Origin of the sequence: Candidatus Bathycorpusculum sp. (genome assembly GCF_009778815.1) — an archaeon.
GTDB classification, from domain to species: Archaea; Thermoproteota; Bathyarchaeia; order Bathyarchaeales; family Bathycorpusculaceae; genus Bathycorpusculum; species Bathycorpusculum hydrogenotrophicum.
This window is the reverse complement of the sequence record NZ_WRFL01000006.1, coordinates 38,325-59,749: the sequence shown is the minus strand read 5'-3', so window position 1 is coordinate 59,749 and position 21,425 is coordinate 38,325. Positions and strand designations below refer to the sequence as shown.

The following is a 21,425-nucleotide window of genomic DNA, read 5'->3' as shown; positions in this document are numbered from 1 at the left end:
GTCGGTTTGGGCGGCAGATCGAAATGGTTCGGGTAAGCAGATAGATTGGCATTTTACCACAAAACAAGCAAGAGGTAAACTAAAACATCTATATCCTAACTTATAATGCGGTCAAAGCAGTATCTATCTTGAACAAAATATGCAAGAGCCCAACAACGGATTTGCCCACGGGGTTGATGAAAACGGAAACGCCCACAACGGCTTAGGCGTCCTTACAAACGGATTAATTTTAAGCGCCGCACGCTACTATATAGAAAGCAATACCTAAAAACATTAGACCGTTTTCTTGTTATCAACTTGCTGATTACCGTTCTTCCAAAAAATAAACACTACCTGTTTTTAGGAGTAGATACGCTTGGGCTATAAGTTATGTTGTTATAGAAATATTGAAGTTATAGGATAATTGTTGATTAAAAGCGGAAAAATGACCAATATCAGTAGAGTAACGCTCAAAATAATAGGCATGACCTGTGCGGCGTGTTCTGCGCGAATTGAGAGATCGGTAAGTAAGATAGAGGGTGTAGAGAGTTGTAGCGTAAATTTGGCTACTGAGCGCATGACAGTAGAGTTTGATCCAGCAAAAATAGATGTAGAAACTATCAAAAAAACGATTGAAAAAATCGGGTATAGTTGGGCAGAAAACAAGAACAATGTTGTTGATGGGGATAAACTCCGTAAAGATAAAGAAATCAAAACGTTGTGGATCAAATTTGTTGTGTCGGCGGGGTTTAGTCTGCCTTTGTTATATGTTGCTATGGGGCATATGTTGCCATTTGGGTGGCGTCTACCACTTCCAGAGATACTTCACCCGATGCATTATCCGCTTAACTTTGCGTTGATACAAATTGCACTAACTATTCCCATTATCATCATGGGGTACCGTTTTTATGTGGTAGGTTTTCGTGCGATATGGTCCCGCTCACCAAACATGGATAGTCTAATTGCTATTGGAACATCAGTAGCGGTGTCATATAGTCTATATTCAATATATCAAATTACACAAGGCCATTTTGCGTTTGCAGAACATCTTTACTTTGAGACTGCAGGGGTAATTATAACATTGGTTTTACTTGGGAAATCTCTGGAGGCGGTTTCAAAAGGGCGTACCAGTGGAGCAATTAAAAAACTAATGGGGCTTACGCCGAAAATGGCAACGATTCTTGTAGGGGATATGGAGCGGGAGATACCTATTGAGGATCTAAATGTTGGGGATATAATTATCGTAAAGCCCGGAGGTAAAATTCCTGTTGACGGCATCGTTGTGTCAGGCAGTACAGCCATTGATGAGAGTGCGCTAACGGGGGAGAGTATGCCGGTTGACAAAAAGGAGGGCGATAGTGTATTTGCCGCGACGATAAACACCACAGGTTCAATCCAATTTCGCGCAGATAAAATCGGTGCAGATACTGCATTGGCGCAGATTATCAAGTTAGTTGAGGATGCACAGAACACTAAGGCGCCTATTGCCCAACTAGCAGATGTTGTGAGCCGCTATTTTGTGCCAGTTGTGCTAAGTATTGCAGTATTTAGTGGACTTGCATGGTTTATAGTAACAGGTGATGTAGAGTTTGCATTGACGATATTGATCTCGGTGCTGGTTATTGCTTGTCCCTGTGCCTTGGGGCTTGCTACTCCAACTGCGATTATGGTGGGTACCGGGAAGGGCGCAGAAAACGGTATCTTGATTAAAAGTGGTGAAGCGCTTGAAGTCTTGCATAAGATAGATACGGTTGTGTTTGATAAAACCGGCACAATAACAGAGGGGAAGCCGGAAGTGGTAGCGGTTGAAGGGGATGTGTTAGAGCTTGCGGCATCGTTGGAGAGATATTCGGAGCATCCTATTGCAAAAGCGATTTGTAACTATTATAGCGGTAAGTATTTGGAAGTTAAAGATTTTAAGGCGACAGCGGGACGGGGCGTTGAGGGCATAATTGGCGGTAGGAAAATTGAGATTGGACGGGGTGTAACTGTTCTAGTTGATGGTCAATATGTGGGGCGTGTTGTTGTTTTGGATAAGCCAAAAACAAGTAGCTGTGCCGCTATTGCAAAATTAAAGAGCATGGGCATTGAGTCAGTGATGATTACAGGGGATAATAGAGAAACTGCGGAGGCCGTTGCAAAACAGGTGGGTATTGATCGGGTTTTTGCAGAAGTTATGCCGCAGGATAAGGCAGAGCAAGTCAAGAAACTGCAAAAAGAGAACCGCAGAGTAGCTATGGTTGGTGATGGTGTTAATGATGCCCCTGCGCTTGCGCAAGCTGATATTGGTATTGCCATTGGAAGCGGCACCGATATTGCTATGGAGAGTGCATCTATTGTTCTAATGAAAGGAGATTTAATGGTGGTACCTATGGCGATCAATCTAAGCCGTGCCACTATACGCAATATCAAGCAAAATTTATTTTGGGCATTTGGATATAACGTTGTAGGGATACCCATTGCCGCAGGAGTGTTGTATATGTTTGGTGGTCCACTGTTAACTCCGATTTTTGCGGCGGGAGCTATGAGTTTGTCGTCTGTGTCGGTAGTAATGAATGCACTTAGATTAAAAGGAGCAAAAATATGATGGAAACAATCAAACTAACTGTTGAGGGGATGTCGTGTGAACACTGTGTTCGCGCGGTCACATCAGCCCTATCGAAATTGAAGGGTATAGGTAACGTCAAAGTTGATTTAGCATCAAAAACTATCATCGTTGAGTTTAATTCCGATTTAATATCACTCACTGAAATTAAAGAAACAATTACAGACGAAGGATATACAGTAGCCTGAGAATCAAAAACAGATCTCACAAATGATAAGCAACCAAACAGACTAACATAACCGCTAACATACATAGTCAATAGAATTGTTAGCGCACATCAGCTAAGCTAATTTTGGTTAGTCTTTTTTGCATGATAATGCGGTCCAGAGGTGGTCTGAGGTGGGTCGAGGCAGGTCTTCTGCTGAATCGTCATTCTTTATGAGAAGGCGTTTGTTGGAATTTGGCAGAAATTCGCCAATTATGTCTGCGTAGATATGTTGATCTGTGAGGTTTTGGATGATTTTTGTTGCTGTTTGAGGATCAGCAGAGATTAGCAAAGCACCCGAGCTTATGAGCTGGAGAGGATCGATTTCATAGTAGCGGCAAATTTTTGCAGTTTCTGGTTCTATGGCGATTTTTTCTTCAAAAATTTTCACCCCTAAACCAGCAGCGTCAGCTATCTCATGTATACCATTTAGAATACCGCCCTCTGTTGGATCATGCATAGCATGAACCCCGCCTGTGTGGTAAGCAATTAGGGCATCTTTAACGATGCTAATTTGATTGTAGAAACGCTTGGCATCATTAATTAGCGATTGGCTGAGAACTTTTTGGAGCTGTTGTTCGTGATCGGTAGCAAGAATAGCTGTTCCCTCAATGCCTGCACTTTTGGTCATAATCAGTTTATCGCCTGCTTTTGCTCCTGCCGCTGTCACGTATTGACCTTTCTCAGTTAAACCCATGACGTAGCCTACAACAAGGGGGTTTGTTAGTCCAGGGGTAACCTCACAATGACCACCAACGATGGCTATGCCTAACTCTTCTGCGGCCTGATGCATCTGAGTGCTGATGGTTTCAATGATTTTGCTATCAGCACTTGGGGGGAGCAAAATACAGCTAAAGAAAAACGCAGGTTCAACACCAAAAGTTGCGATATCGTTAGCGTTAATGTTTATGGCTTCCCAACCGATACGCTCTACTGCACCCGTAATAGGATCCGCCGATACAATAACGTCTTTGGTTCCCAGGTTCAACACTGCTCCATCAACACCTATAGCTGGGCCAAGGGCTACTTCGCTCCTTTTTGCACCTAGATTTTTGAAAACCACATTTTTTAGGATCTCGGGGGGGATTTTTCCAGGCTGAAGTTTCATAAGTATATCTCTGTTAAAGGTAGCTTTTAACTTGTGGGAAAACCCGTTGAACAGCATGTACAATTGGAACTGCAATCACCAAACCAACCAGCATCTGAGCTATGTTAAACGGTACTTCAATTAGCGCATAAATTTCTAAGCCAGGAATGAATACTGCAAGCAGGTTTTCATAGAGGAAATAACCCAAAACCATCACTGACCCACCTATTATCACTGAGATAATTGCTCGTAGAGATGTGTTTTGGATGCGTTTTTTCAGTTTGATATTTAATAATCCAACAACTGCACCTTCGAGACCTTTTATTATCAATGTTCCCGGAGCAAAGTGTGCAAACCCCAAATAAACATCAGATAGCGCGGCACCTATGCCTCCGGCAAATGCACCAACAAAGGGACCGAAGAGCAGAGCCGCAACATAGATAGCCGTTTCACCCAAGTTAAAGTATCCCGATGTAGCGGGAATGGGTATAGGGGGGATTTGTGAAATAATTATAAATATAACTGCAGTGAAAATGGCTGTTACAGCAATTAGCGCAGGAGATTTTGGAGTCATTTTTGTGTTCATTACTGGCGTCTCTAAAGGATACAGATCATCAGTTATTTGAGCATTCATCACTACTTAAAGCATCGGGCATTGGAGGGGTATCGTCAAATATTTCCTGTAGAAGCGGGTTACAAAAAGGGTTCAACATAACAATAGAAAGTCTACAACCAATCAATGGCGTGATCAGCCATTTTGGGTTTAAGCATTGCAAATTTCAAGAAGATGTTCGGCTAGACAGCATTTTTTGGGTGAATATAGGTAAATATGTTTATAATTGGGATTGCATTGGAATTGTGCAGGACGAAAAGAACATGAAGGTCTTCAAAGTAACTGGCCAAATCAACAAGCCTAGGCTCTCGACCCCCTTCGTTAGAGAACTCTTAGCTGACAAAAGCGAACATGCTGTAGAGAAAGTTTACGCTGAAATCGGCAGTCGCCACCGTGTAAAACGCATGCATATAAAAATCATTAGTGCAGAAGAAATCTCTGCAGAAGCGATCGAGAATCCAATCTTGAAGAAATTAGTCACTGGAGAATAAGAACTTGACTCAAAGAGCCCCCGCTGAAGAGGAACTGCGTAAACTCAGCATGGAATTGCGATACTTAGAGCAAACCGCAGAAGCGCTCCAGCACCGCATAACTATGGTTAACACAGCTATTGCGGATCTAACCTATGCTAACGAAACCCTAGATAACATGGAAAAAGAACAGGAAAACGCTGAAATGCTTGTTCCCATCGGCAGTAGCTCTTATGTAAAAGTTAAACTCGCAGACGCCAACAAAGTCATCATAGGTTTAGGTTCAGGCGTTTCCATCGAGAAAGCGTTGCCGGAAGCAAAAGTGGTTCTAAAAGAACGTCTCGACGAACTCGAGAAAACCATGAATGTAGCCCAGCAACAATTCAGCCAAGTTGCCGAGCGTATAAACACCGGCAGAAGCAGGCTTGAATCGATGCTTGCAAACAACAAATAGACAGACAAGAGCGGGAAACTATGTTTGAGAAGCTCAAGTCGGGGTTTAAAGGCTTAGTAACTAAGGTAACCACGACGGAGCTTAAAACTGAAAGTTTAACCCCTATTATATCTGATTTTAAAATGAACCTTGCAGAGAATGATGTGGCTTTTCCAGTCGCAGACAAAATCTGTGATGATCTAGTTGCAAGGCTTGATGGTGTTCAGGTTAAGCGAATGGAGGACCGTAAAAAAATCGTTGACGAAAATCTCCGTCAAGTTCTTCTAGAAGTTATGCTAACCAACCAAAGAATAGATTTGCTACAAAAAGCAGAGGAAAAACGCCAAAAGAAAGAACCGCTAACACTTATGTTTGTAGGCATCAATGGCACAGGTAAAACTACCACTATCGCCAAAGTTGCTCGGTTCTTCCAAGATAAAAAATATACTGTAGTTTTGGCGGGAGCCGACACTTACCGTGCAGGTTCAATTGAGCAACTCGAAGAGCATGGACGGCGGCTGGGCGTCCGCGTGATTAAGAGCACCTACGGCGGCGATCCTGCAGCAATTGCCTATGACACAGTTAATCATGCCCGAGCACATGGAATCAATGTGGTCTTAATCGACACGGCGGGCAGAATGCAGACAAATCAAAATCTTATGAACGAACTCATTAAGGTCAAACGTGTCGTGCAGCCAGACCTCACAGTATTTACAGTGGATTCACTTATCGGTAACGACGCGGTGTTACAGGCAGAAGAATTCAACAAAGCAGTCGGCATAGATGCAACCATCCTTACAAAGGTAGATGCCGATGTGAAAGGTGGTTCAGCTTTGAGTGTGACCTATGTAACACAAAGACCAATTCTCTTCATAGGTGTAGGGCAAACCTACAAAGACTTAGAACTGTTTAACCCTGACAAATTTGTCAAGATGGTTCTTGGTTAGCACACAATAAAAAGAGAAGATCAGGCTTCTTCTATTTCGGTAAGTACGAATCTGAGTTTACTTGGGTACACCCAGTATGCTTTGATAAAGTCCTCTAGGGTCTGTTCGACATCGAGGGTTTCAAAAAAACTCATAAAATCTGCCGCGATACCTTTGAGGTTTTTTGAGCTATAGACTTGGACGTTAAAGATGTATTCGTGGTTAATCTCAAGTTTATCCAAGTTAATAGACTGGGGCACTTCGAGGGGAAAAACTAGTCCAGTTATAACATCTAAAACGACGAGTTTGCTGGGACTCTCACTTTTGATTTTAACAACGATTAATCTTTTTGCGATTATTCGGAAGTTCCACTCGTCCTCTTGATTTAAAGTCGCTGACAAATAAAACACTCCTAAAACTAAAAGTCAATATAACTATTTTACTGTTCCTTATCGGGCTATGCACACCACAGGGCATACATGGAACAAATTTGGTTAATAGGTAGTTATTGGAGGGATTGGGGGATAATTTTAAAATGTTTACATGAAATTGCTATAGTGGATCGGCGAAATGGTAAAACTCAAAGCTGTCTTGACAACACACTATCCTATAATTGGGATTTTGCTGGGCAGCTTGCTGATTACAGCATATTTGGCTACTTACACGAATTGGGATGCCCAAATAGAATACGAAGCAACCTCAAGTATACTTACGCAGGGCTTTCCCTACATCTCAACAGGGTTTATGATTAATCAACCGCCTCTGGGTTTCTATGTTTCCGCCCTGTTTTTTGGAGTTGGGGGTTTATCCTATCTTAATGGGGTGTTGCTAACTACAGCGTTTGGATTGGGTAGCGTCTTTCTTCTATATGTGCTGGGTAATTTGATGTATGGTAGAAAAACGGGGCTTGCTGCAGCCGCGCTCTTTGGTATGATGCCGTGGCATGTGTATATGTCTCGGGTTTTTCTGATAGATAATCAGTATCTTTTTTGGGGTTTACTTTTTTTAATTTTGGGTATTCTGGCGGTTAGACGTAATTCTCAAAAGTTGGTGTTGGGTACAGGGGTGGTTTTTGCAGTTGCCCTTCTAACTAAGCTTTATGCAGTTTTTATGCTCATACCTATGTTGCTGGTTATATATCTGCATAGAAAAGAAACTTGCTTCAAACTTGATTTTAAGAAGGTGATACTGTTTGTTTTGCCCTCGTTGGTTTTGCATGTTGTTTGGTTTGGTATCTTTGCAAATCAGCACTTTATGGGTGTCTACTTTAACACTGATTTTACACATCCTGAGTGGGTGGCTGACCCGGTGCTTGCGTTTTTGCCGATTATATTTGTTAATAGTGCGGGGTGGTTTGTTTTTCTTGGAGGGTTTTTCTCTTTAGCCCTTGGAGTTATCTACAGAAAACGGCTGAGAGCGTTTTTAAAGATGGATGTTGTTTGCCTTGGAACCATAGGGGTAATTGTTGGGCTGAATCTGTTTTTGGTACTGGGTTTGCACTTAATGATTCCCTATGTTAGTGCGTTTAAGTATAATTATTCTGTTGTGCCTTTCTTTTGTTTGCTTGCGGCATCGCTGATAGATAAAAGCGGGGTATTAATTGAGTCTATTAATCAGAAAAAAGATCGCTTAATTGCAATGGGTCTTGGTGTTGTTGGGTTGGGTTTGTTGTTTGCTTCTCTAATTGAGAGTACGTTGTTTTTAAATTACAGGTGGGGGTTTGTGCCTTTTGGTGTGGATAGCGTCACTTATTATGGGTTATTTGTGTTTTCTGAGGCAATGGATCGTAATCTATTGGAGATGCTTCATTTTGGTGTGTTAATTTTGGTGGCACTATGTATGGTTTTACCGTCCTTGATTACGGTTTTAAAGAAACAGTTCAGATAGCGAAGAGTTCAGTCATCAAAAGAAGATAAAAATTTCTTGACGGATGATGTGGAGGAAATGATTGTGTTTATTAAGATTGGCTGTGTTGCTCTATGCGGCACAGTTGAGGACAGATGAAGAGTACCCAAAGAATCGCTCACAATGAGTACATGAAGTCTATATTAGTCGTTGCTGTAGGGGTGCTTATAATCGGCGGTTTCTTTTTTGGTTTGCCCTTGGCACTAAACGTTGATGTCCCAATACGGGTGGTAGAAAGCGGTAGCATGTGTGTAACCTATAACGGTTCCTGTGATGGCGGAAGCCACATCTTTGAGCCTACCCTTCATGTTGGGGATATAATTATCATCCAAGGTGTGGATGCCAAAGACCTAAACATCAACTATCCAAACAGCGACATCATCGTCTATCAAAATCCAACTAATCCCTCAGCTACACCCATCGTCCACCGAGTGGTCACCAGCTATGAGATTGATGGCAAACTCTACTTCCAAACCAAAGGAGACGGCAACCCAAGCCTGAAATGGCCAAACCCAGTAGCAGAGCATGATTATGACTCAAACTGCATATGGCACACAGGCGAGGGTGTATCTGAAGATCAAGTCATTGGCAAAGTGATTATGCGAATACCCTGGTTTGGACACATTACGCTATTTCTACGAAGCAACCCCTGGTGTCTACCAGTACTTATTGTAATTATCCTCGTCCTTATAGCCTTAGAATTCGTGTTACCCATGCTAAAGAAAAAACCACAAGAACACAAAACCCAACCCGAACCAACACCACAAGAACACATAAAACAAGAACACGAAACCCAACCCGAACCAGCCAACGACCTAACGGACATGTAACAGGCTATTTTGGCGGTATCAAAATGATATTTTGAACCCGCGGTTCCTTTTAAGTAGGGTAGAAGGTTGTTATGATTGGTTTTTTCGGTGATTTCGCTTTAGGTGCCACAGGTCATTAAGTTTATCTTGAAAATATATTTCTGAGTGTTTAATGGCAATATTTCAAATCCTATCGACCATAAAGTTTATTTTTTCATAAATCAAGTATGTGCTATGGTAAACATTCACAGTAAACTAGTATTTTTAATGCACCGCAAGCAGGGCGATTGTTTAAACTGCGGTGCTGTGAATGTTGAATTGGTGGGAGGGTGCTTATGTGCTGAGTGCTATGATAAATATATCAAAAGCTGATTCTGAGACTACTATAAACGGGTATGCGAACGCACTTTCGGTGTCTTTTACTAAAATATTTCACTTTTTCAAGTTATCCCAATGACTGATTTTACCAATTAGAAGGAAATATAGAGTGTATCTGCATATTTTTGTTACACCAAAAAGAGGTGTGGCCTGTTAACACAGGAGTTGTGTTTATTCAGTGGGTGTTGGTTTGTATCTTGAGAGGATGCCTTTGGTGATTTTTGGGGGTCGGGGTTTCCAGGCGGCTAGGCGGGTTTGGAGTTCTTGGTCTGAGAGTTCGACTTTTAGAGTGCGGTTGGGTATGTCGATGGTTATGGTGTCGCCGTTTTGGATGACTGCTATGGGTCCGCCTTCGAAGGCTTCAGGTGTGACGTGGCCGATGCTTCCGCCGCGGGTTGCGCCGCTGAAGCGTCCGTCTGTGATGAGTGCGACTGATTCTGAGAGGCCCATGCCTGCGATGGTTGCGGTTGGGATGAGCATTTCGGGCATGCCGGGGCCGCCTCTTGGGCCTTCATATCGGATAATAACAACGTCTCCGGGTACCACTTGGTTGGCGCGGATGGCTGTTATGGCTTCTTTTTCGGATTCGTAAACTTTGGCGGGTCCGGTGTGTTTTTGCATTTGGGCTGAGACTCCGGCTGTTTTTATGACTGCACCTTTGGGTGCGAGGTTGCCGGTTAAGATGGCAATGCCGCCTTCTTTGTGCACTGGGTCTGAGAGTGGTCGAATGACTGTGGGGTTGAGCACCTTTGCGTCTTTGATGTTTTCGCCAACTGTTTTGCCGCTGACTGTGGGTAGTTCCAAGTTGAGCAGACCTTGGAGTTCGTTCATTACTGCAGGAACACCGCCGGCAACGTCTAAATCTTCTAGGGCATAAATGCCGCTTGGGATCATACTGCAAAGATGAGGCACTTTTCTGCCGATTTCATCAAATGCGGAGAGCGGCAGGGTTAAACCGGCTTCTTTAGCTATAGCGGGCAAGTGTAGAGTGGTATTGGTTGATCCACCCAGAGCCATATCTACCGAGATGGCGTTTTCAAAAGCGGCTTTAGTTAAGATCATGGAGGGTTTGATATTATCTTTGGCGAGTTGGACTATTTGGTGTCCGGTTTGTTTGGCTAAACGGAGTTTAAAGGCGCTTGTTGCCAGAGAGGTGCCGCAGTAGGGTAACGACATCCCTAGGACTTCGGTCATGCAGGCCATGGTGTTTGCGGTAAACATACCGCTACAGCTACCACAGCCGGGGCAGGCAGAGTTTTCTAGTTGGGTGAGTTCTTGTTCAGTCATTTTGCCTGCGGCCACTTGGCCCAATGCCTCGGGTACAGAGCTGTAGCTGACTTTTCGACCGTTTAATCTGCCTGCGGCCATAGGTCCACCTGTGACCATAATGGCGGGAATGTCGACCCGTGCAGCAGCCATGAGCATACCAGGAGTAACTTTGTCACAATTAGAGACCATAACAAGCCCGTCTAGGCGATGGGCTTGGAGCATAATTTCTAGTGAATCCGCAATGATCTCACGTGAAGGAAGCGAGTAACGCATACCTTCGTGACCCATGGCTATACCGTCACAGACTGCTATGGTGTTAAATTCGAAGGGTTGCCCGCCAGCTGAGAGGATGCCCTCCTTTACGGCTTCAGCCAAGCTACGGAGGTGGATGTGACCAGGAACGATATTTGTGTAGCTGTTAGCCACTCCGATGAATGGTTTTGCCATATCCTCATCAATTAAACCCAGCGATTTGAGTAGGGCACGGTGGGGCGCTTTTTGGTTTCCCTTTTTGATTTCATCGCTTCTCAACATAGCAACCTTCAAGATGTAATGAGAACTATTTGTTTGGGCGGCTGTTAAATTTTTTGCACCCCAACCAGATGTCTATAAGCAAAAGCAACAGCAATGGCGGGTTTGGAGCGAAAAGGTGAAAAGTCACAGTGAGGATGCTTAAGATATAAGGCGATATAGAATGAGTGAACAAGCAAACATGGCAACAATTCAGCTAAACGGTGATAAACAGAATTTTATCATAGATAAAAAAGATTTCAAAACCGGCAGCCGAGGATACTATGGAACAGGCAAAATGGTAGCTGGCGGTAAAAAATATCAGATAAGTATTCAAGTTGTTGAAATTGGGTCTAAACCAAAAGAAGAACAGAAAAAGTAAGTTTCCTTACTTTTTTGTTTAGGGTACAATTGTCGCGTTTTCTATAATGATTTCTTTGAGTGGTTTGTCATTTCGATCGGTTTTTGCTTTTGAGATTTTGTCCACAACATCCATACCGGCTATGACTTTGCCGAATTGGGGATGTTTGTCATCTAAGTAGTTGTTGTTTACTAGGTTTATGAAGAATTGGCTGCTTCCTGTGTCTGGACCAGCGTTTGCCATGGCTATAGTGCCGCGGGCATTGCGGTTTTTACGGGTGAATTCGTCTTTGATATCGGGAATGGAGGGGTCGCCATATCCGGTTCCTGTGGGGTCACCGCCTTGAATCATAAAGCCGTCGATAATTCGGTGGAATATAGTGCCGTTAAAGGTTCCGTTGGTCACGAGACCGCTAAAGTTAGCGGTGGTTATTGGCATATCGTTTCGGAGCTGAATTGTTATGTCACCCATGTTGGTGTGGAGAAGGATTTTTATGCCGTTTACATATTCATCGGCTGTAGTCGAATTTATTTTTTGATCTGTCATAATATCCCAGAACAAATCAATGAAACAATAGCTATTATGCATATTGTAGAACTATGTACCAAAAAATATTTTGAGGTCAAATAAAGAGGAGGCATTTACCTGTTGCTACGGCAAAATGGTAGCACGCAGGATTATTACAGGGTTAACTGGAACACTCATTTCATCAGGTCGAGCGGGATTTTCGGTTACAGGTGCAGAAGCTATTGCATCAACAACATCTTTGCCGTCGATAATGGTACCAAACACGGTATAGGCTGAGTTAAAGCCGCTGATTAGTTGTCCGTTGTCTGCTACGTTTATGAAGAATTCACTTGAGCCCGAGTTCGCTACCCCAGTGTTTGCCATGGCTATGGTGTATTTGTCGTTGCGGTTGTTGGTTCCGATTTCATCTTTTATGTTTGGAATACCACCGCCACTTGCACCTTTGCCGCCTTGAATCATAAAGTCCTCTATTGTTCGGTAGAATGAGGTATTGTCGTATTCGCCTGCTCTGACGAGTTCGATAAAGTTGGTAGATGTGATGGGTTTATCGATTCTAAGGTCGATAGTTATGTTGCCTGCAGTTGTTTCTAGTAGAACTTTGGTTGGATCTATTGGGTCTGGTGGAACTTCGGGTGAGTTGTTACCCAGTATACCTGACGCAGCTATAACTCCAAAAATCACAACAACGGCTATTATTGCACCTATTGCAATCCAAGTCATGCGTTTAGAGTTTTGTTTCTGCTGTGCCGGCGTTAAACGTTTCTTAGGTTTTTGTTTTTTGGGAGCCATATCTGTGTTAGACAACGGCTCTTAATATAAAATTTTCCCATCAGAACATCAGAACAAACGCAAAATAGCCCCCAACACTCAAAATAAACCCATTGTGCTCTCTGCTTTTCAGAACAGTTAACTCTAAGCTTGCATGGTTAATAAGAAAAAATCTCTAAATAGAGAGATCGGCACTTGCGTCTTTGAATATTTTTAGTCCGTCGAGGTTGGGTAAATCGGCAAAGTACAACATGAAGTAGGTTACGCCTAAATCTAGATATGCCTGAAAACTCTGCAGACCGTCTTCTGCTGTACCTATTAGGGTGTATTGTTTGAATTCTTCAAGTGAAGTATTGGCAGGTTTGTGTTTGGCTATTTTTTCCTGTAATTTTTGTTGGTTTGCGGCAAGCAATATCTGGCCGCTGGGCCAGCAAGAACGCTCTATTTCTTGAAAGTTTCTGCCGACAAGTTCGCAATTTTGTTTTAGAATAGATAATTTATGTTTATACAGTTCCAGAGAAGATATAAAGCCCCAGTCGAAGCGATTGGCATATTTGGCGGTAACTTTTAAGGTGTGTTTTTCTCCGCTACCACCTACGGTGATGGGGGGGTAGGGTTTTTGTTTGGGTTTAGGTTCGCATTGGGCGTCTTTTAGGGTGTAGTATTTGCCTTGGTAGTTGGCTTTTGGGCATGTCCAGAGTCGCTGGGTAACTTCTATGGCTTCTTCGAGTTGTGCTATTCTAACTGGGGGTGATGGGAAACTAAAACCATAGGCTTCATGTTCAGTTTTTTGTATGCCTGCGCCGATGCCAAATTCTAAGCGACCATCTGATATGACATCAAAGGTAGAGGCGGTCTTGGCTAGTAATGCAGGGTTTCGGTGTGCATTGCAACTCACCATGATGCCGAGGCGGATTTTGCTGGTTATAGCAACAAGTGCGGATAGGGTGGTCCAGCATTCAAGAATCGGCGTGTTATTATACATGAGGTGGTCATCGAGCCATACGGAATCATAGCCTAGATGTTCGCATTCTAAAACTATGTTTTTTAGTTGGCTAAAGGTTTGGGTTGAAGTTGATGTTGGGAGTGCATAAAAGGGTATAAAGACGCCGTATTTGAGTTTAGACACACTTGTCAGCCCAAGTATAGCATAGAGTGCTGTCGTATTAGGGTTTAGTAGCTACTATAAGTTGTGAATAAACCTGAGAATATGTCATGCAATTTGAGGGATATAGCCAGATAAGTAATTATAGTTTAGAAAACCTAATTTAACCAATTCGTTAATCGTGAACATAGATGTCAACGCCCACGAAAGTTCCTTCTATATTCGACTTGATGATGGAAGATGAGAAAGTAACAAGTGAGGAAGAAGAACGCCAAAAACGCCGCAAGGAACTCATAGAACCTACAGGCGTCAAGGAACTCTTCAAAGATGGCAAAATCAGCATCAACAAATTTACCTGTGAGGGGACACAATGCAAACTCTGCATCAAAGTCTGCCCAACCAATGCACTCTACTGGGGTACAGGTGAAATCGGCATAATTGAAGATCTCTGTGTGTACTGTGGTGCTTGTGTCACCATCTGTATGGTTGATGATTGCATAAAGATCGAACGCACTCGCAAAGATGGAACAGTTGAAAAATTCAGCAACCTCTCAGACGTTGTTAAACTGCAAGAGAAAAAAAACACAGAAAAACGATGGGAACGAGTGAAAACCAACGCAATCACATTAAGACAAGCCTATAAAGAAAAAGATGAAAACACACAAACCCGTAAACGACAAAGACTTCTAAGCTACAAACTATAGTTCAACAAAAGTAAGCTATCTAAACAGTTCAATGCCACAACGACTGGTTGCCAATAGAAAAAGGTGACATACCCACAATCAAACAGGTTTATTGCGGGTTATTATTTTTTGCAGTAAGCACTATAGAAATGCAGTTCGATGGGTAAACAGTGTAAAAATAGAAAACGGGACAGGAAAACACACATAAGCAGAAACATTGTTCTAAAAACTAGAGGAAGATAAATCATGACTAAATCCTACAGCATAGTTGCGCTCAAAGGCGATGGCATCGGACCCGAAGTCACCGAAGCCACCGTTAGGGTATTAGAAGCAACTGAGAAAAAATCCAGCTTTAAACTAAACATACTCTATGGCGAAGCAGGAGCTCACTGCATCGCTGAACATAGCACAAATTTGCCTAAAGAAACCATAGAACTCATCAAGCAGAGCAACGCATGCCTAAAAGGGCCCATGACTACCCCAGAAGAAGCCGGTGCACCAGTTAGCGTTGCAGTTACACTTCGACGAATGTTTGGACTGTATGCGAACGTGCGTCCATGTCGCAGTTTCCCCAACGTAGAATCACTCAAACCCAACATCGACCTTGTTGTCGTCAGAGAAAACACTGAGGGACTCTACTCTGGCGTAGAATCACTTTTGGCACCTGGAGTAGGTATAGCGCTTCGAATTATCACAAGAGAAGCATCGTTTAAAGTAGCAGATTTTGCCTTCAAACTGGCTATGCAACGCCGCAAGCATCTAACCTACATACACAAAGGCAACATTTTGCGCATAACCGATGGCATATTTAAAGATGCAGTTAAAGAAGCACAAAAAAACTATCCTGAAGTCGAAGTTGATGACCTCCACATCGATGCAGCCACCATGCAACTAATCAAGCAACCTGAAAAATATGATGTCATGGTAACCACTAACCTCTTTGGCGACATCCTATCGGATGAGGCCGCACAAGTCACCGGCAGTTTAGGATTAGCAGCAGGTGCAAACATTGGCGCAACCTATGGCATGTTCGAACCAGTTCATGGCTCAGCACCCAAATACACAGGTATGAACCGGGTAAACCCCATAGCCACCATCATGGCCGGAGCAATGATGCTAGATTGGCTAGGTGAAAAGGTAGCAGCTAAAAAAATCGAGGACGCCATCATAGAGGTGCTCAAAGAGGGTAAAGTCAGAACCCACGATTTAGGCGGAGAAGCCAAGGGCACCGAAATAACTGATGCTATCATTGCAAAAATTTAAGCAATAGCCTTTTCTTTATTTTTTTATCGCTACAATTCTTCGGTCTGTTTGCAGGGTAAGGGGTCAATTGTGTTTTTGATGTATTGTTTGCCTCTGCGGGTGATTTTGTAGCGACCGGATTTCTCTGTCAAATAACCAGCCCCAAGCAGAGGAGAGATCAGTTCAGCAAAGTTCACATCAAAATTTACATCCATACCAGCCATGAACTCGGTATATACCGCAGGCATATAGTTGGGTCGAAAAGTTTTCTCAAGTGAAATCACAATCTCACCCTTAGTGCGCAACTTTTCGTTATGTACAACATGCATTATCCAATGCTGAAAAATATTGGTACGCCGCTGGTTAAACCGTTTCTCAAAGGGAAGCTTGAACTTGGAGAACTCAGGCTTTGCGCCTTGCAGTGTTTTTGCAGTTTCGCGAATCAAACCAACACCATCAATGCTTATGCGAACTGCGATAATGACCCCAATGACTGCATCAACCCAGTATATACCAAAGATAGAGAAAACCGCCCCAGCTATAACTGCGGCAGCGGAATAAATCGAGTTCTTAGAGTCAATAGACTGGGAGATTAATGCGAAATTTTGGCTTCTTTTGCCCACAAACCGTTGATAGAATGAAAGCAGAAACATAGAGATCATAACAATGATTTCAACAGCGATAACGACATAGGGCATGGTTATAGGCAGAAAAGTACCAGCTAAAGTATCGCGAATAGAAGAAAGCGAAGTGTAAAACAAGATGCCGACGGTAAGAAACATCAATCCGATAATAACTAAGGTGCCTATGACTTCTTTTTTGAGTTTTATACCGGCCCAAACAATTGCTGAAGCCGCCGTGTCAACTGCGGTGTCTGCACCATCTGCAATTAACCCGACACTGCCACTAAACAAACCTACAATCAGCTTGAGAACAGATACCACAACATAACTCACAGTAGAGTTTCTTGCAGCCGCAGAGGGTCTAAGGATTTGGGTCTCAATTCTATGGGCCCCCTGTTTAAGTGTGGTAGTGAGCTGTTCTGCTTCCACTTGGCCTATATCAGTTAACTCATACTTTTCCTGGGCCAGCCGTATCCAGTCTCGGCAAACTAAAGCCTCACAAGCCGCAACAGCACTCAACTGCTTGCCACCTCTTAGTCGGCGCCTTTTACTAATACGACTGTTTAAATTAATGGTGTGTAACGCTGTCTTTTCTTCAAGTTGCTCTATGGATTGAGGACCATCGTTGTAGATAATCAACAGTATAGAGTCATCTAAGTCACCACTAATTCTGCGCCGCTTACTCTGTGACATACAGATGATGGAGTGTTTAACGTTAATTTTTAAGCTTACCCAAATTAAAAACCAACAACAGGTTACTGAACAGAAATATAGGTACTTGAATCTACATGTACCTCAACTGCCCCGCCCTTTGCTTCCTTCACACGCGCATTAACCAGCAAAAGACGCGCACTTTCACGGAAGAGCTTTTCAAGTTCTTCCACTTTTTCGTTCCAGACAACCACTGTTGTTTCACCGGAGTCGTCTCTTAGTGCAAATCGCATAACTACTCCATCACTGTCGTTGTTTCGGGTAAATCCGGTTTTACCAAAAACCGCCTTCACCACCCCAGTGAGATGTACATTACCCAAATTGGGGTTTAAGCTACTGATTTTTGTTGTAAACTGTTCAATGGGTGGACACGCAATGGTTTCTTCTGAGGATATAGGTTCGATTAGACTTTTGTTCCCCATATGTAGCTCGGTTTTGCCATAGCGGTCGTCTCGGGTATAGCCATGTAACAGCCTAACAGCTTGGCCGACTCTAAGCTCTCCTTTTTCTACCAGCTCGGCTTTTTCATTCCAGAGAACCACACGTAACAAACCGTCGTTGTCCCCTAGCATAAGGGTGGCTAATTTACCTGATTTTTCTTCGCCGCTAAAAGTTTTAACGGGAAAAACTGCGATTAACCTCCCAGCCACATTCACATCATATAATCCTGCAAACAGACGCCCTGAGGAGATAATGTTACTTGGCTCAAACGCAGCCTGTGAGATCTGTATCCCCAGTTTGGCTGCAATCAGCCGTAACAGGGTTTCATCACTCAATAGACCAGCAGTTTTGGTTCGCTCAACTTCAAGCTGCTCTAAGAGTTGACTCTGATTTACCTGTGAGTTTTTAGCTTGAATCTCATCAAGGAGGTCTTGAGTGGTCATTTTACGCCGACACGATAAAGAGTTTGCCGCTTTTAATTTTTGTGTTGTTACACCGGTTATAGTTTTGCTATGGAGGCAGAATGGGCTTTGCAGAACTATACCGTATTGGTTGTCAACGCCTGTTTAGGTTCAGTATGATGTGGAGAGGCATGTCTGAGTTTATAGTGTTTCTGATAAGTCGTAACTGACTAAGTGGTAAATAAACTCGCCAGTAACCGGAAGGCTGTTTTGGTTTTAAACAGATGGCAGAGTTGTTGGGAAGAGACTAGTCGGTTGTCTCTTCTTCGTTGCCATAGTAGGCGTATAGGAAAATCAGGGCTAGTGTGATAAAGATTGAGCCCATTAGGATGTATTGGAGGGTTATGAAATATGTACCGATATCCATCGAGATTCCTCTGTATGTTTACCTCTAATCTTGTTAGTTTACATATTTAAGGAATAGCTTTTTTCCACTCGTTCATCAACATGCTATAGCAGTCATCAGTTTCCTCAAACGTTGTAAACCAGCCCAGATTCTGCGCAAGCTTCTGTGTCAAGAGATGATAGCACATATGCACTTGTCTATCTAGCACTCGAAAGTAGAAGTCGTCACAGGTGCAAAACGCGGCTTCGGGCATGATAAGGTAGTCGCGTTCTCTGCCCACCACAATCCAAACCACTCGCCCAGAAGGTTTGAAAATGTATTTTTTGACTCTGCCTTCGCGTAGCGCCTCAAGTGCTTTACTGAAACGTTGCCCAAACAATTCATAGAGAACATTTAGACTATCACCTGATAGTTTCCCTGTTGCTTTGGCATCTTTGCAAACATCGTTTAGAGTATCAATTTCGGGATTACTCATTGCTACACAGCTTACTAGAATAGAACCTAAAATTTAGGTTTTTAGCCTATGTTGATGGGTTCACCTTTTGATTTGAATGGCTCAGCTCTAGGCAACACAACTTCTAGCACACCGTTTTTGTAGGTAGACTTGGCCTCTTTCACATGGACTTTTGCGGGCAGTTGAACTTCTTTGTAGTACTTGTACTGAGAAGTATCCACAGAGATATCGAGGGAGTCTTCGGTGCCGTGGAGTTTAATATCAGTTTTTTCCACTCCAGGCAGTTCTACGACCACACGAACTTCACTTTGTGTTTCCATGATATCCACAAGCGGTTCACGTTCTTCTTTTACCTGCAAAGGTCCTTTGAGGCCCTTTTTGACATTACCAAACTGCTGGATTTCAGGTTTACCATCAGAACCAATTTTCACACTATAACCATACACAAAGGGCCCAAGCTCTTTGACTGTACTACCATCAGGAAGCTGACGCTCCTTCACATATTCTTTGGGCACTTTTTTGGTGAAATCCTTGAACTGCTCATCCATCATCCGCTCCATCTCTTTGAACATATCATCTATATCACCAAAGAAAGGGTCTTTGGCTGGACGCTGGCGTTTTTTGAACCATTCAGGAAAATCTTCATTATCCGAAGACATACAACCACCTGTGGTATGTGAGTTTTCCAAACCAATAAATTTATTGCAAGAACAATCAACAACCGTTGGAGATAGATTGTCTGTTTTCAGCAAACAAGTAACAGATAAACCGCATTTTTACCAGAGTATACATCAAAATAGTCATCTAAAGCTTGTTAGCAATAAATCAAAATGATTAAACCACAATCTACCTTGTTCACAGGAATATATCATGAGGCAGGTTTTTTAAACTAAAAAATAATAAGTACATTCAGCCTACGGTATAACGTGATACTATTGGTTAAATAACTGTATCACTTTATTTAATTCTGTTTGAGGTACGGTTATGACGGATGTTGCGTTTGTTTTTGAAGTTCATCAGCCCCATAGGCTTCGGCGGAGTTTGTTTTGGGAGGGGAAACTGTTTCGGAGGCAACCCAAAGAGGAGCTTTTTAACTATTATTTTGACACTGAGGTTGATCGGGAGATTTTTAAGCGTGCGGCAAAGAAGTGTTATTTGCCCTCAAATCAAATAATTCTAAAGGTTATTGATGAGCATAAGCGTAGCCGTAAACAAGCGAAATTCTCGTTTAGTGTTTCAGGGGTTTTTCTTGAGCAGTGTGAAATGTTTGATAAAGATCTACTGGAAACGTTTCGTCAGCTTGCCAAGTCGGGGCGTGTGGAGTTTTTAAACCAAACGCACTATCACTCGATTGCCAGCCTCTATCCAAACAAAGAGGAATTCGTGGCTCAAGCGCAGATGCATAAACAGACCATAAAAGATCTTCTTGGATATACTCCTGTGATTTTTGAGAACACTGAATTACTATATAACAACGCCATAGCTAAAACTGTTGAGGATATGGGGTATCGGGGTATCTACACTGAGGGGGTGGAGAGGATTTTAGGTGGAAAATCGCCCAACTATCTCTACACGCCCAAGGGTAACAAGAAGATTCGTGTGTTGCTTCGCAACTACAAGTTGACTGATGATATCGGTTTTCGTTTTTCGGCAAGATGGTGGTCTGAGTGGCCGCTTACGGCAGATAAATATGCACATTGGTTGGCAACAACCAAAGGTGAAGTTATCAATATCTTTCCTGACTATGAAACCTTTGGGGAACATCACTGGCCTGAGACGGGCATTCATGGGTTTCTTCAGCATCTTCCCGATGAAATTCTAAAGCAGGATCATCTAAAGATGGTAACACCCACAGAGGTTGTTGAAAAACATGCTTCATCAGGAGAAATCGATGTACCAGAAGCTAAAGGCAGTGTCTCGTGGGCCGATGTGCAACGTGATCAGTCGGGGTGGTTGGGTAATGTGATGCAGTGGGCATACTATACGGTGTTGCATCGATTAGAACCCCTGGTTTTAGAAGCGAGAGATGAGGTGGTTTTGCGGTTGTGGCGCAATTTTCAAACAAGCGACCACCTCTACTACATGTTTACCTCAGGTGGCGGCCCTGGTGAGGTACATAGTTATTTTAGCCCCTACGAATCACCCATGGACGCTTTTGTCGCAGCCCAGACACTTATTAACGATTTTGAAGCGCGACTAAGGCAGATGATTTTGGCGGCAAATGAACCGTTTTTGTTCTACACAGACAACGGCGAAAAATACTATACCGGCAGAAAGGCGTGGAGTCTATTGGGTTTTATAAGTGCCCTAGGTGAGGTGCCGGTTAGAGCAATTGAGTTTCATGCCGATAAGGATGATTTTGAGAGGTGGGCACGTTTTTCACTGCGAGACAACAAACTAGCCGAGAACATTAAAGCGCTAAAAGTACAAAAAGGCGAAACGCTACGCAAATCCCTTATCGCCACCACCAAAGAACATTTCACGACACAGAACCAACAAGTGATGTAGGTCTA

General features: G+C 43.0%; 23 protein-coding genes. 12 read left to right on the top strand and 11 right to left on the bottom strand.

The genetic code is table 11. From position 1 onward, the window contains the following. Window positions 1-139 precede the first annotated feature (139 nt). The 3 genes from FWF39_RS02545 to FWF39_RS02535 all read left to right on the top strand — a co-directional run bounded on the left by FWF39_RS02545 (window position 140) and on the right by FWF39_RS02535 (window position 2,772). On the top strand, window positions 140-268 hold the full coding sequence (locus FWF39_RS02545) for a hypothetical protein (protein WP_343381866.1): 129 nt from the start codon (window positions 140-142) through the stop codon (window positions 266-268). A 156-nt stretch (window positions 269-424) separates the two neighbouring features. Then, window positions 425-2,566 (top strand): heavy metal translocating P-type ATPase, encoded by a 2,142-nt coding sequence (locus FWF39_RS02540; RefSeq protein WP_343381865.1) that lies wholly within the window; start codon window positions 425-427, stop codon window positions 2,564-2,566. Beyond that, window positions 2,563-2,772, top strand: coding sequence for a copper ion binding protein (locus FWF39_RS02535; RefSeq protein ID WP_343381864.1), 210 nt, complete (start codon window positions 2,563-2,565; stop codon window positions 2,770-2,772). Before FWF39_RS02540 ends, FWF39_RS02535 begins: the two co-directional genes overlap by 4 nt. A gap of 108 nt (window positions 2,773-2,880) precedes the next feature. On the opposite strand, the gene FWF39_RS02530 is transcribed toward FWF39_RS02535, so the two are convergent. Next, complete coding sequence (locus tag FWF39_RS02530) at window positions 2,881-3,897, bottom strand: AIR synthase family protein (RefSeq protein WP_343381863.1); 1,017 nt, start codon at window positions 3,895-3,897, stop codon at window positions 2,881-2,883. A 13-nt stretch (window positions 3,898-3,910) separates the two neighbouring features. Further along, entirely contained in the window at window positions 3,911-4,450 is a 540-nt protein-coding gene (locus FWF39_RS02525) for an ECF transporter S component (RefSeq protein WP_343381862.1), read from the bottom strand. On the opposite strand from FWF39_RS02525, the gene rpl18a reads away from it, so the two are divergent. The 3 genes from rpl18a to ftsY are packed head-to-tail and all read left to right on the top strand — an operon-like array spanning window position 4,441 to window position 6,339. Next, window positions 4,441-4,980 (top strand): 50S ribosomal protein L18Ae, encoded by a 540-nt coding sequence (rpl18a, locus tag FWF39_RS02520; RefSeq protein WP_343381861.1) that lies wholly within the window; start codon window positions 4,441-4,443, stop codon window positions 4,978-4,980. The genes FWF39_RS02525 and rpl18a overlap by 10 nt on opposite strands. Window positions 4,981-4,984: 4 nt before the next feature. Further along, complete coding sequence (gene pfdA / locus FWF39_RS02515; RefSeq protein ID WP_343381860.1) at window positions 4,985-5,413, top strand: prefoldin subunit alpha; 429 nt, start codon at window positions 4,985-4,987, stop codon at window positions 5,411-5,413. Between the two features lie 20 nt (window positions 5,414-5,433). Further along, window positions 5,434-6,339, top strand: a complete 906-nt coding sequence (gene ftsY / locus FWF39_RS02510) for a signal recognition particle-docking protein FtsY (RefSeq protein ID WP_343381859.1) — start codon at window positions 5,434-5,436, stop codon at window positions 6,337-6,339. A 20-nt stretch (window positions 6,340-6,359) separates the two neighbouring features. Here ftsY and FWF39_RS02505 read toward each other — a convergent pair whose 3' ends face one another. Beyond that, window positions 6,360-6,719: a hypothetical protein gene (locus tag FWF39_RS02505; protein WP_343381858.1), complete on the bottom strand. Its 360-nt coding sequence runs from the start codon at window positions 6,717-6,719 to the stop codon at window positions 6,360-6,362. Window positions 6,720-6,888: 169 nt separating this feature from the next. On the opposite strand from FWF39_RS02505, the gene FWF39_RS02500 reads away from it, so the two are divergent. Next, window positions 6,889-8,205 (top strand): glycosyltransferase family 39 protein, encoded by a 1,317-nt coding sequence (locus FWF39_RS02500; protein ID WP_343381857.1) that lies wholly within the window; start codon window positions 6,889-6,891, stop codon window positions 8,203-8,205. Window positions 8,206-8,318: 113 nt separating this feature from the next. Then, window positions 8,319-9,053 (top strand): signal peptidase I, encoded by a 735-nt coding sequence (locus FWF39_RS02495; RefSeq protein ID WP_343381856.1) that lies wholly within the window; start codon window positions 8,319-8,321, stop codon window positions 9,051-9,053. A gap of 528 nt (window positions 9,054-9,581) precedes the next feature. Here FWF39_RS02495 and ilvD read toward each other — a convergent pair. Further along, window positions 9,582-11,210, bottom strand: a complete 1,629-nt coding sequence (gene ilvD / locus FWF39_RS02490) for a dihydroxy-acid dehydratase (protein WP_343381868.1) — start codon at window positions 11,208-11,210, stop codon at window positions 9,582-9,584. Between the two features lie 163 nt (window positions 11,211-11,373). Between ilvD and FWF39_RS02485 the strand changes: the two genes are divergently transcribed. Next, a complete protein-coding gene (locus tag FWF39_RS02485; RefSeq protein ID WP_343381855.1) occupies window positions 11,374-11,571 on the top strand; it encodes a hypothetical protein in 198 nt (65 codons plus the stop codon). Between the two features lie 18 nt (window positions 11,572-11,589). On the opposite strand, the gene FWF39_RS02480 is transcribed toward FWF39_RS02485, so the two are convergent. The 3 genes from FWF39_RS02480 to FWF39_RS02470 form a co-directional block, all read right to left on the bottom strand. Next, window positions 11,590-12,096: a peptidylprolyl isomerase gene (locus FWF39_RS02480; protein WP_343381854.1), complete on the bottom strand. Its 507-nt coding sequence runs from the start codon at window positions 12,094-12,096 to the stop codon at window positions 11,590-11,592. Window positions 12,097-12,201: 105 nt separating this feature from the next. Beyond that, window positions 12,202-12,867 carry a peptidylprolyl isomerase gene (locus FWF39_RS02475; RefSeq protein WP_343381853.1) on the bottom strand — a complete coding sequence of 222 codons (666 nt, stop codon included), beginning with the start codon at window positions 12,865-12,867 and terminating at the stop codon, window positions 12,202-12,204. A 154-nt stretch (window positions 12,868-13,021) separates the two neighbouring features. After that, on the bottom strand, window positions 13,022-13,975 hold the full coding sequence (locus FWF39_RS02470; protein ID WP_343381852.1) for an LLM class flavin-dependent oxidoreductase: 954 nt from the start codon (window positions 13,973-13,975) through the stop codon (window positions 13,022-13,024). Between the two features lie 167 nt (window positions 13,976-14,142). Between FWF39_RS02470 and FWF39_RS02465 the strand changes: the two genes are divergently transcribed. Beyond that, window positions 14,143-14,655 carry a hypothetical protein gene (locus FWF39_RS02465; RefSeq protein ID WP_343381851.1) on the top strand — a complete coding sequence of 171 codons (513 nt, stop codon included), beginning with the start codon at window positions 14,143-14,145 and terminating at the stop codon, window positions 14,653-14,655. Between the two features lie 225 nt (window positions 14,656-14,880). Next, window positions 14,881-15,897, top strand: a complete 1,017-nt coding sequence (locus FWF39_RS02460) for an isocitrate/isopropylmalate dehydrogenase family protein (protein ID WP_343381850.1) — start codon at window positions 14,881-14,883, stop codon at window positions 15,895-15,897. A gap of 29 nt (window positions 15,898-15,926) precedes the next feature. On the opposite strand, the gene FWF39_RS02455 is transcribed toward FWF39_RS02460, so the two are convergent. The 4 genes from FWF39_RS02455 to hsp20 form a co-directional block, all read right to left on the bottom strand. Next, window positions 15,927-17,192: a cation transporter gene (locus FWF39_RS02455; RefSeq protein WP_343381849.1), complete on the bottom strand. Its 1,266-nt coding sequence runs from the start codon at window positions 17,190-17,192 to the stop codon at window positions 15,927-15,929. Between the two features lie 62 nt (window positions 17,193-17,254). Further along, complete coding sequence (locus tag FWF39_RS02450; protein ID WP_343381848.1) at window positions 17,255-18,094, bottom strand: OB-fold nucleic acid binding domain-containing protein; 840 nt, start codon at window positions 18,092-18,094, stop codon at window positions 17,255-17,257. Window positions 18,095-18,525: 431 nt separating this feature from the next. Beyond that, a complete protein-coding gene (locus FWF39_RS02445; RefSeq protein ID WP_343381847.1) occupies window positions 18,526-18,933 on the bottom strand; it encodes a hypothetical protein in 408 nt (135 codons plus the stop codon). Between the two features lie 41 nt (window positions 18,934-18,974). Further along, a complete protein-coding gene (gene hsp20, locus FWF39_RS02440; protein ID WP_343381846.1) occupies window positions 18,975-19,571 on the bottom strand; it encodes an archaeal heat shock protein Hsp20 in 597 nt (198 codons plus the stop codon). A gap of 325 nt (window positions 19,572-19,896) precedes the next feature. On the opposite strand from hsp20, the gene FWF39_RS02435 reads away from it, so the two are divergent. Then, window positions 19,897-21,420 (top strand): polysaccharide deacetylase family protein, encoded by a 1,524-nt coding sequence (locus tag FWF39_RS02435; RefSeq protein ID WP_343381845.1) that lies wholly within the window; start codon window positions 19,897-19,899, stop codon window positions 21,418-21,420. The last annotated feature ends 5 nt before the right edge of the window (window positions 21,421-21,425 follow it).

What these genes read in the sequence shown, in the direction of transcription:
- FWF39_RS02545 (WP_343381866.1), top strand. Translation starts at nt 140, where the DNA reads ATGCAAGAGCCCAACAACGGATTTGCCCACGGGGTTGATGAAAACGGA.
- FWF39_RS02540 (WP_343381865.1), top strand. Translation starts at nt 425, where the DNA reads ATGACCAATATCAGTAGAGTAACGCTCAAAATAATAGGCATGACCTGT.
- FWF39_RS02535 (WP_343381864.1), top strand. Translation starts at nt 2,563, where the DNA reads ATGATGGAAACAATCAAACTAACTGTTGAGGGGATGTCGTGTGAACAC.
- FWF39_RS02530 (WP_343381863.1), bottom strand. Translation starts at nt 3,897, where the DNA reads ATGAAACTTCAGCCTGGAAAAATCCCCCCCGAGATCCTAAAAAATGTG.
- FWF39_RS02525 (WP_343381862.1), bottom strand. Translation starts at nt 4,450, where the DNA reads ATGACTCCAAAATCTCCTGCGCTAATTGCTGTAACAGCCATTTTCACT.
- ftsY (WP_343381859.1), top strand. Translation starts at nt 5,434, where the DNA reads ATGTTTGAGAAGCTCAAGTCGGGGTTTAAAGGCTTAGTAACTAAGGTA.
- FWF39_RS02500 (WP_343381857.1), top strand. Translation starts at nt 6,889, where the DNA reads ATGGTAAAACTCAAAGCTGTCTTGACAACACACTATCCTATAATTGGG.
- FWF39_RS02495 (WP_343381856.1), top strand. Translation starts at nt 8,319, where the DNA reads ATGAAGAGTACCCAAAGAATCGCTCACAATGAGTACATGAAGTCTATA.
- FWF39_RS02485 (WP_343381855.1), top strand. Translation starts at nt 11,374, where the DNA reads ATGAGTGAACAAGCAAACATGGCAACAATTCAGCTAAACGGTGATAAA.
- FWF39_RS02480 (WP_343381854.1), bottom strand. Translation starts at nt 12,096, where the DNA reads ATGACAGATCAAAAAATAAATTCGACTACAGCCGATGAATATGTAAAC.
- FWF39_RS02475 (WP_343381853.1), bottom strand. Translation starts at nt 12,867, where the DNA reads ATGGCTCCCAAAAAACAAAAACCTAAGAAACGTTTAACGCCGGCACAG.
- FWF39_RS02465 (WP_343381851.1), top strand. Translation starts at nt 14,143, where the DNA reads ATGTCAACGCCCACGAAAGTTCCTTCTATATTCGACTTGATGATGGAA.
- FWF39_RS02460 (WP_343381850.1), top strand. Translation starts at nt 14,881, where the DNA reads ATGACTAAATCCTACAGCATAGTTGCGCTCAAAGGCGATGGCATCGGA.
- FWF39_RS02455 (WP_343381849.1), bottom strand. Translation starts at nt 17,192, where the DNA reads ATGTCACAGAGTAAGCGGCGCAGAATTAGTGGTGACTTAGATGACTCT.
- FWF39_RS02450 (WP_343381848.1), bottom strand. Translation starts at nt 18,094, where the DNA reads ATGACCACTCAAGACCTCCTTGATGAGATTCAAGCTAAAAACTCACAG.
- FWF39_RS02445 (WP_343381847.1), bottom strand. Translation starts at nt 18,933, where the DNA reads ATGAGTAATCCCGAAATTGATACTCTAAACGATGTTTGCAAAGATGCC.
- hsp20 (WP_343381846.1), bottom strand. Translation starts at nt 19,571, where the DNA reads ATGTCTTCGGATAATGAAGATTTTCCTGAATGGTTCAAAAAACGCCAG.
- FWF39_RS02435 (WP_343381845.1), top strand. Translation starts at nt 19,897, where the DNA reads ATGACGGATGTTGCGTTTGTTTTTGAAGTTCATCAGCCCCATAGGCTT.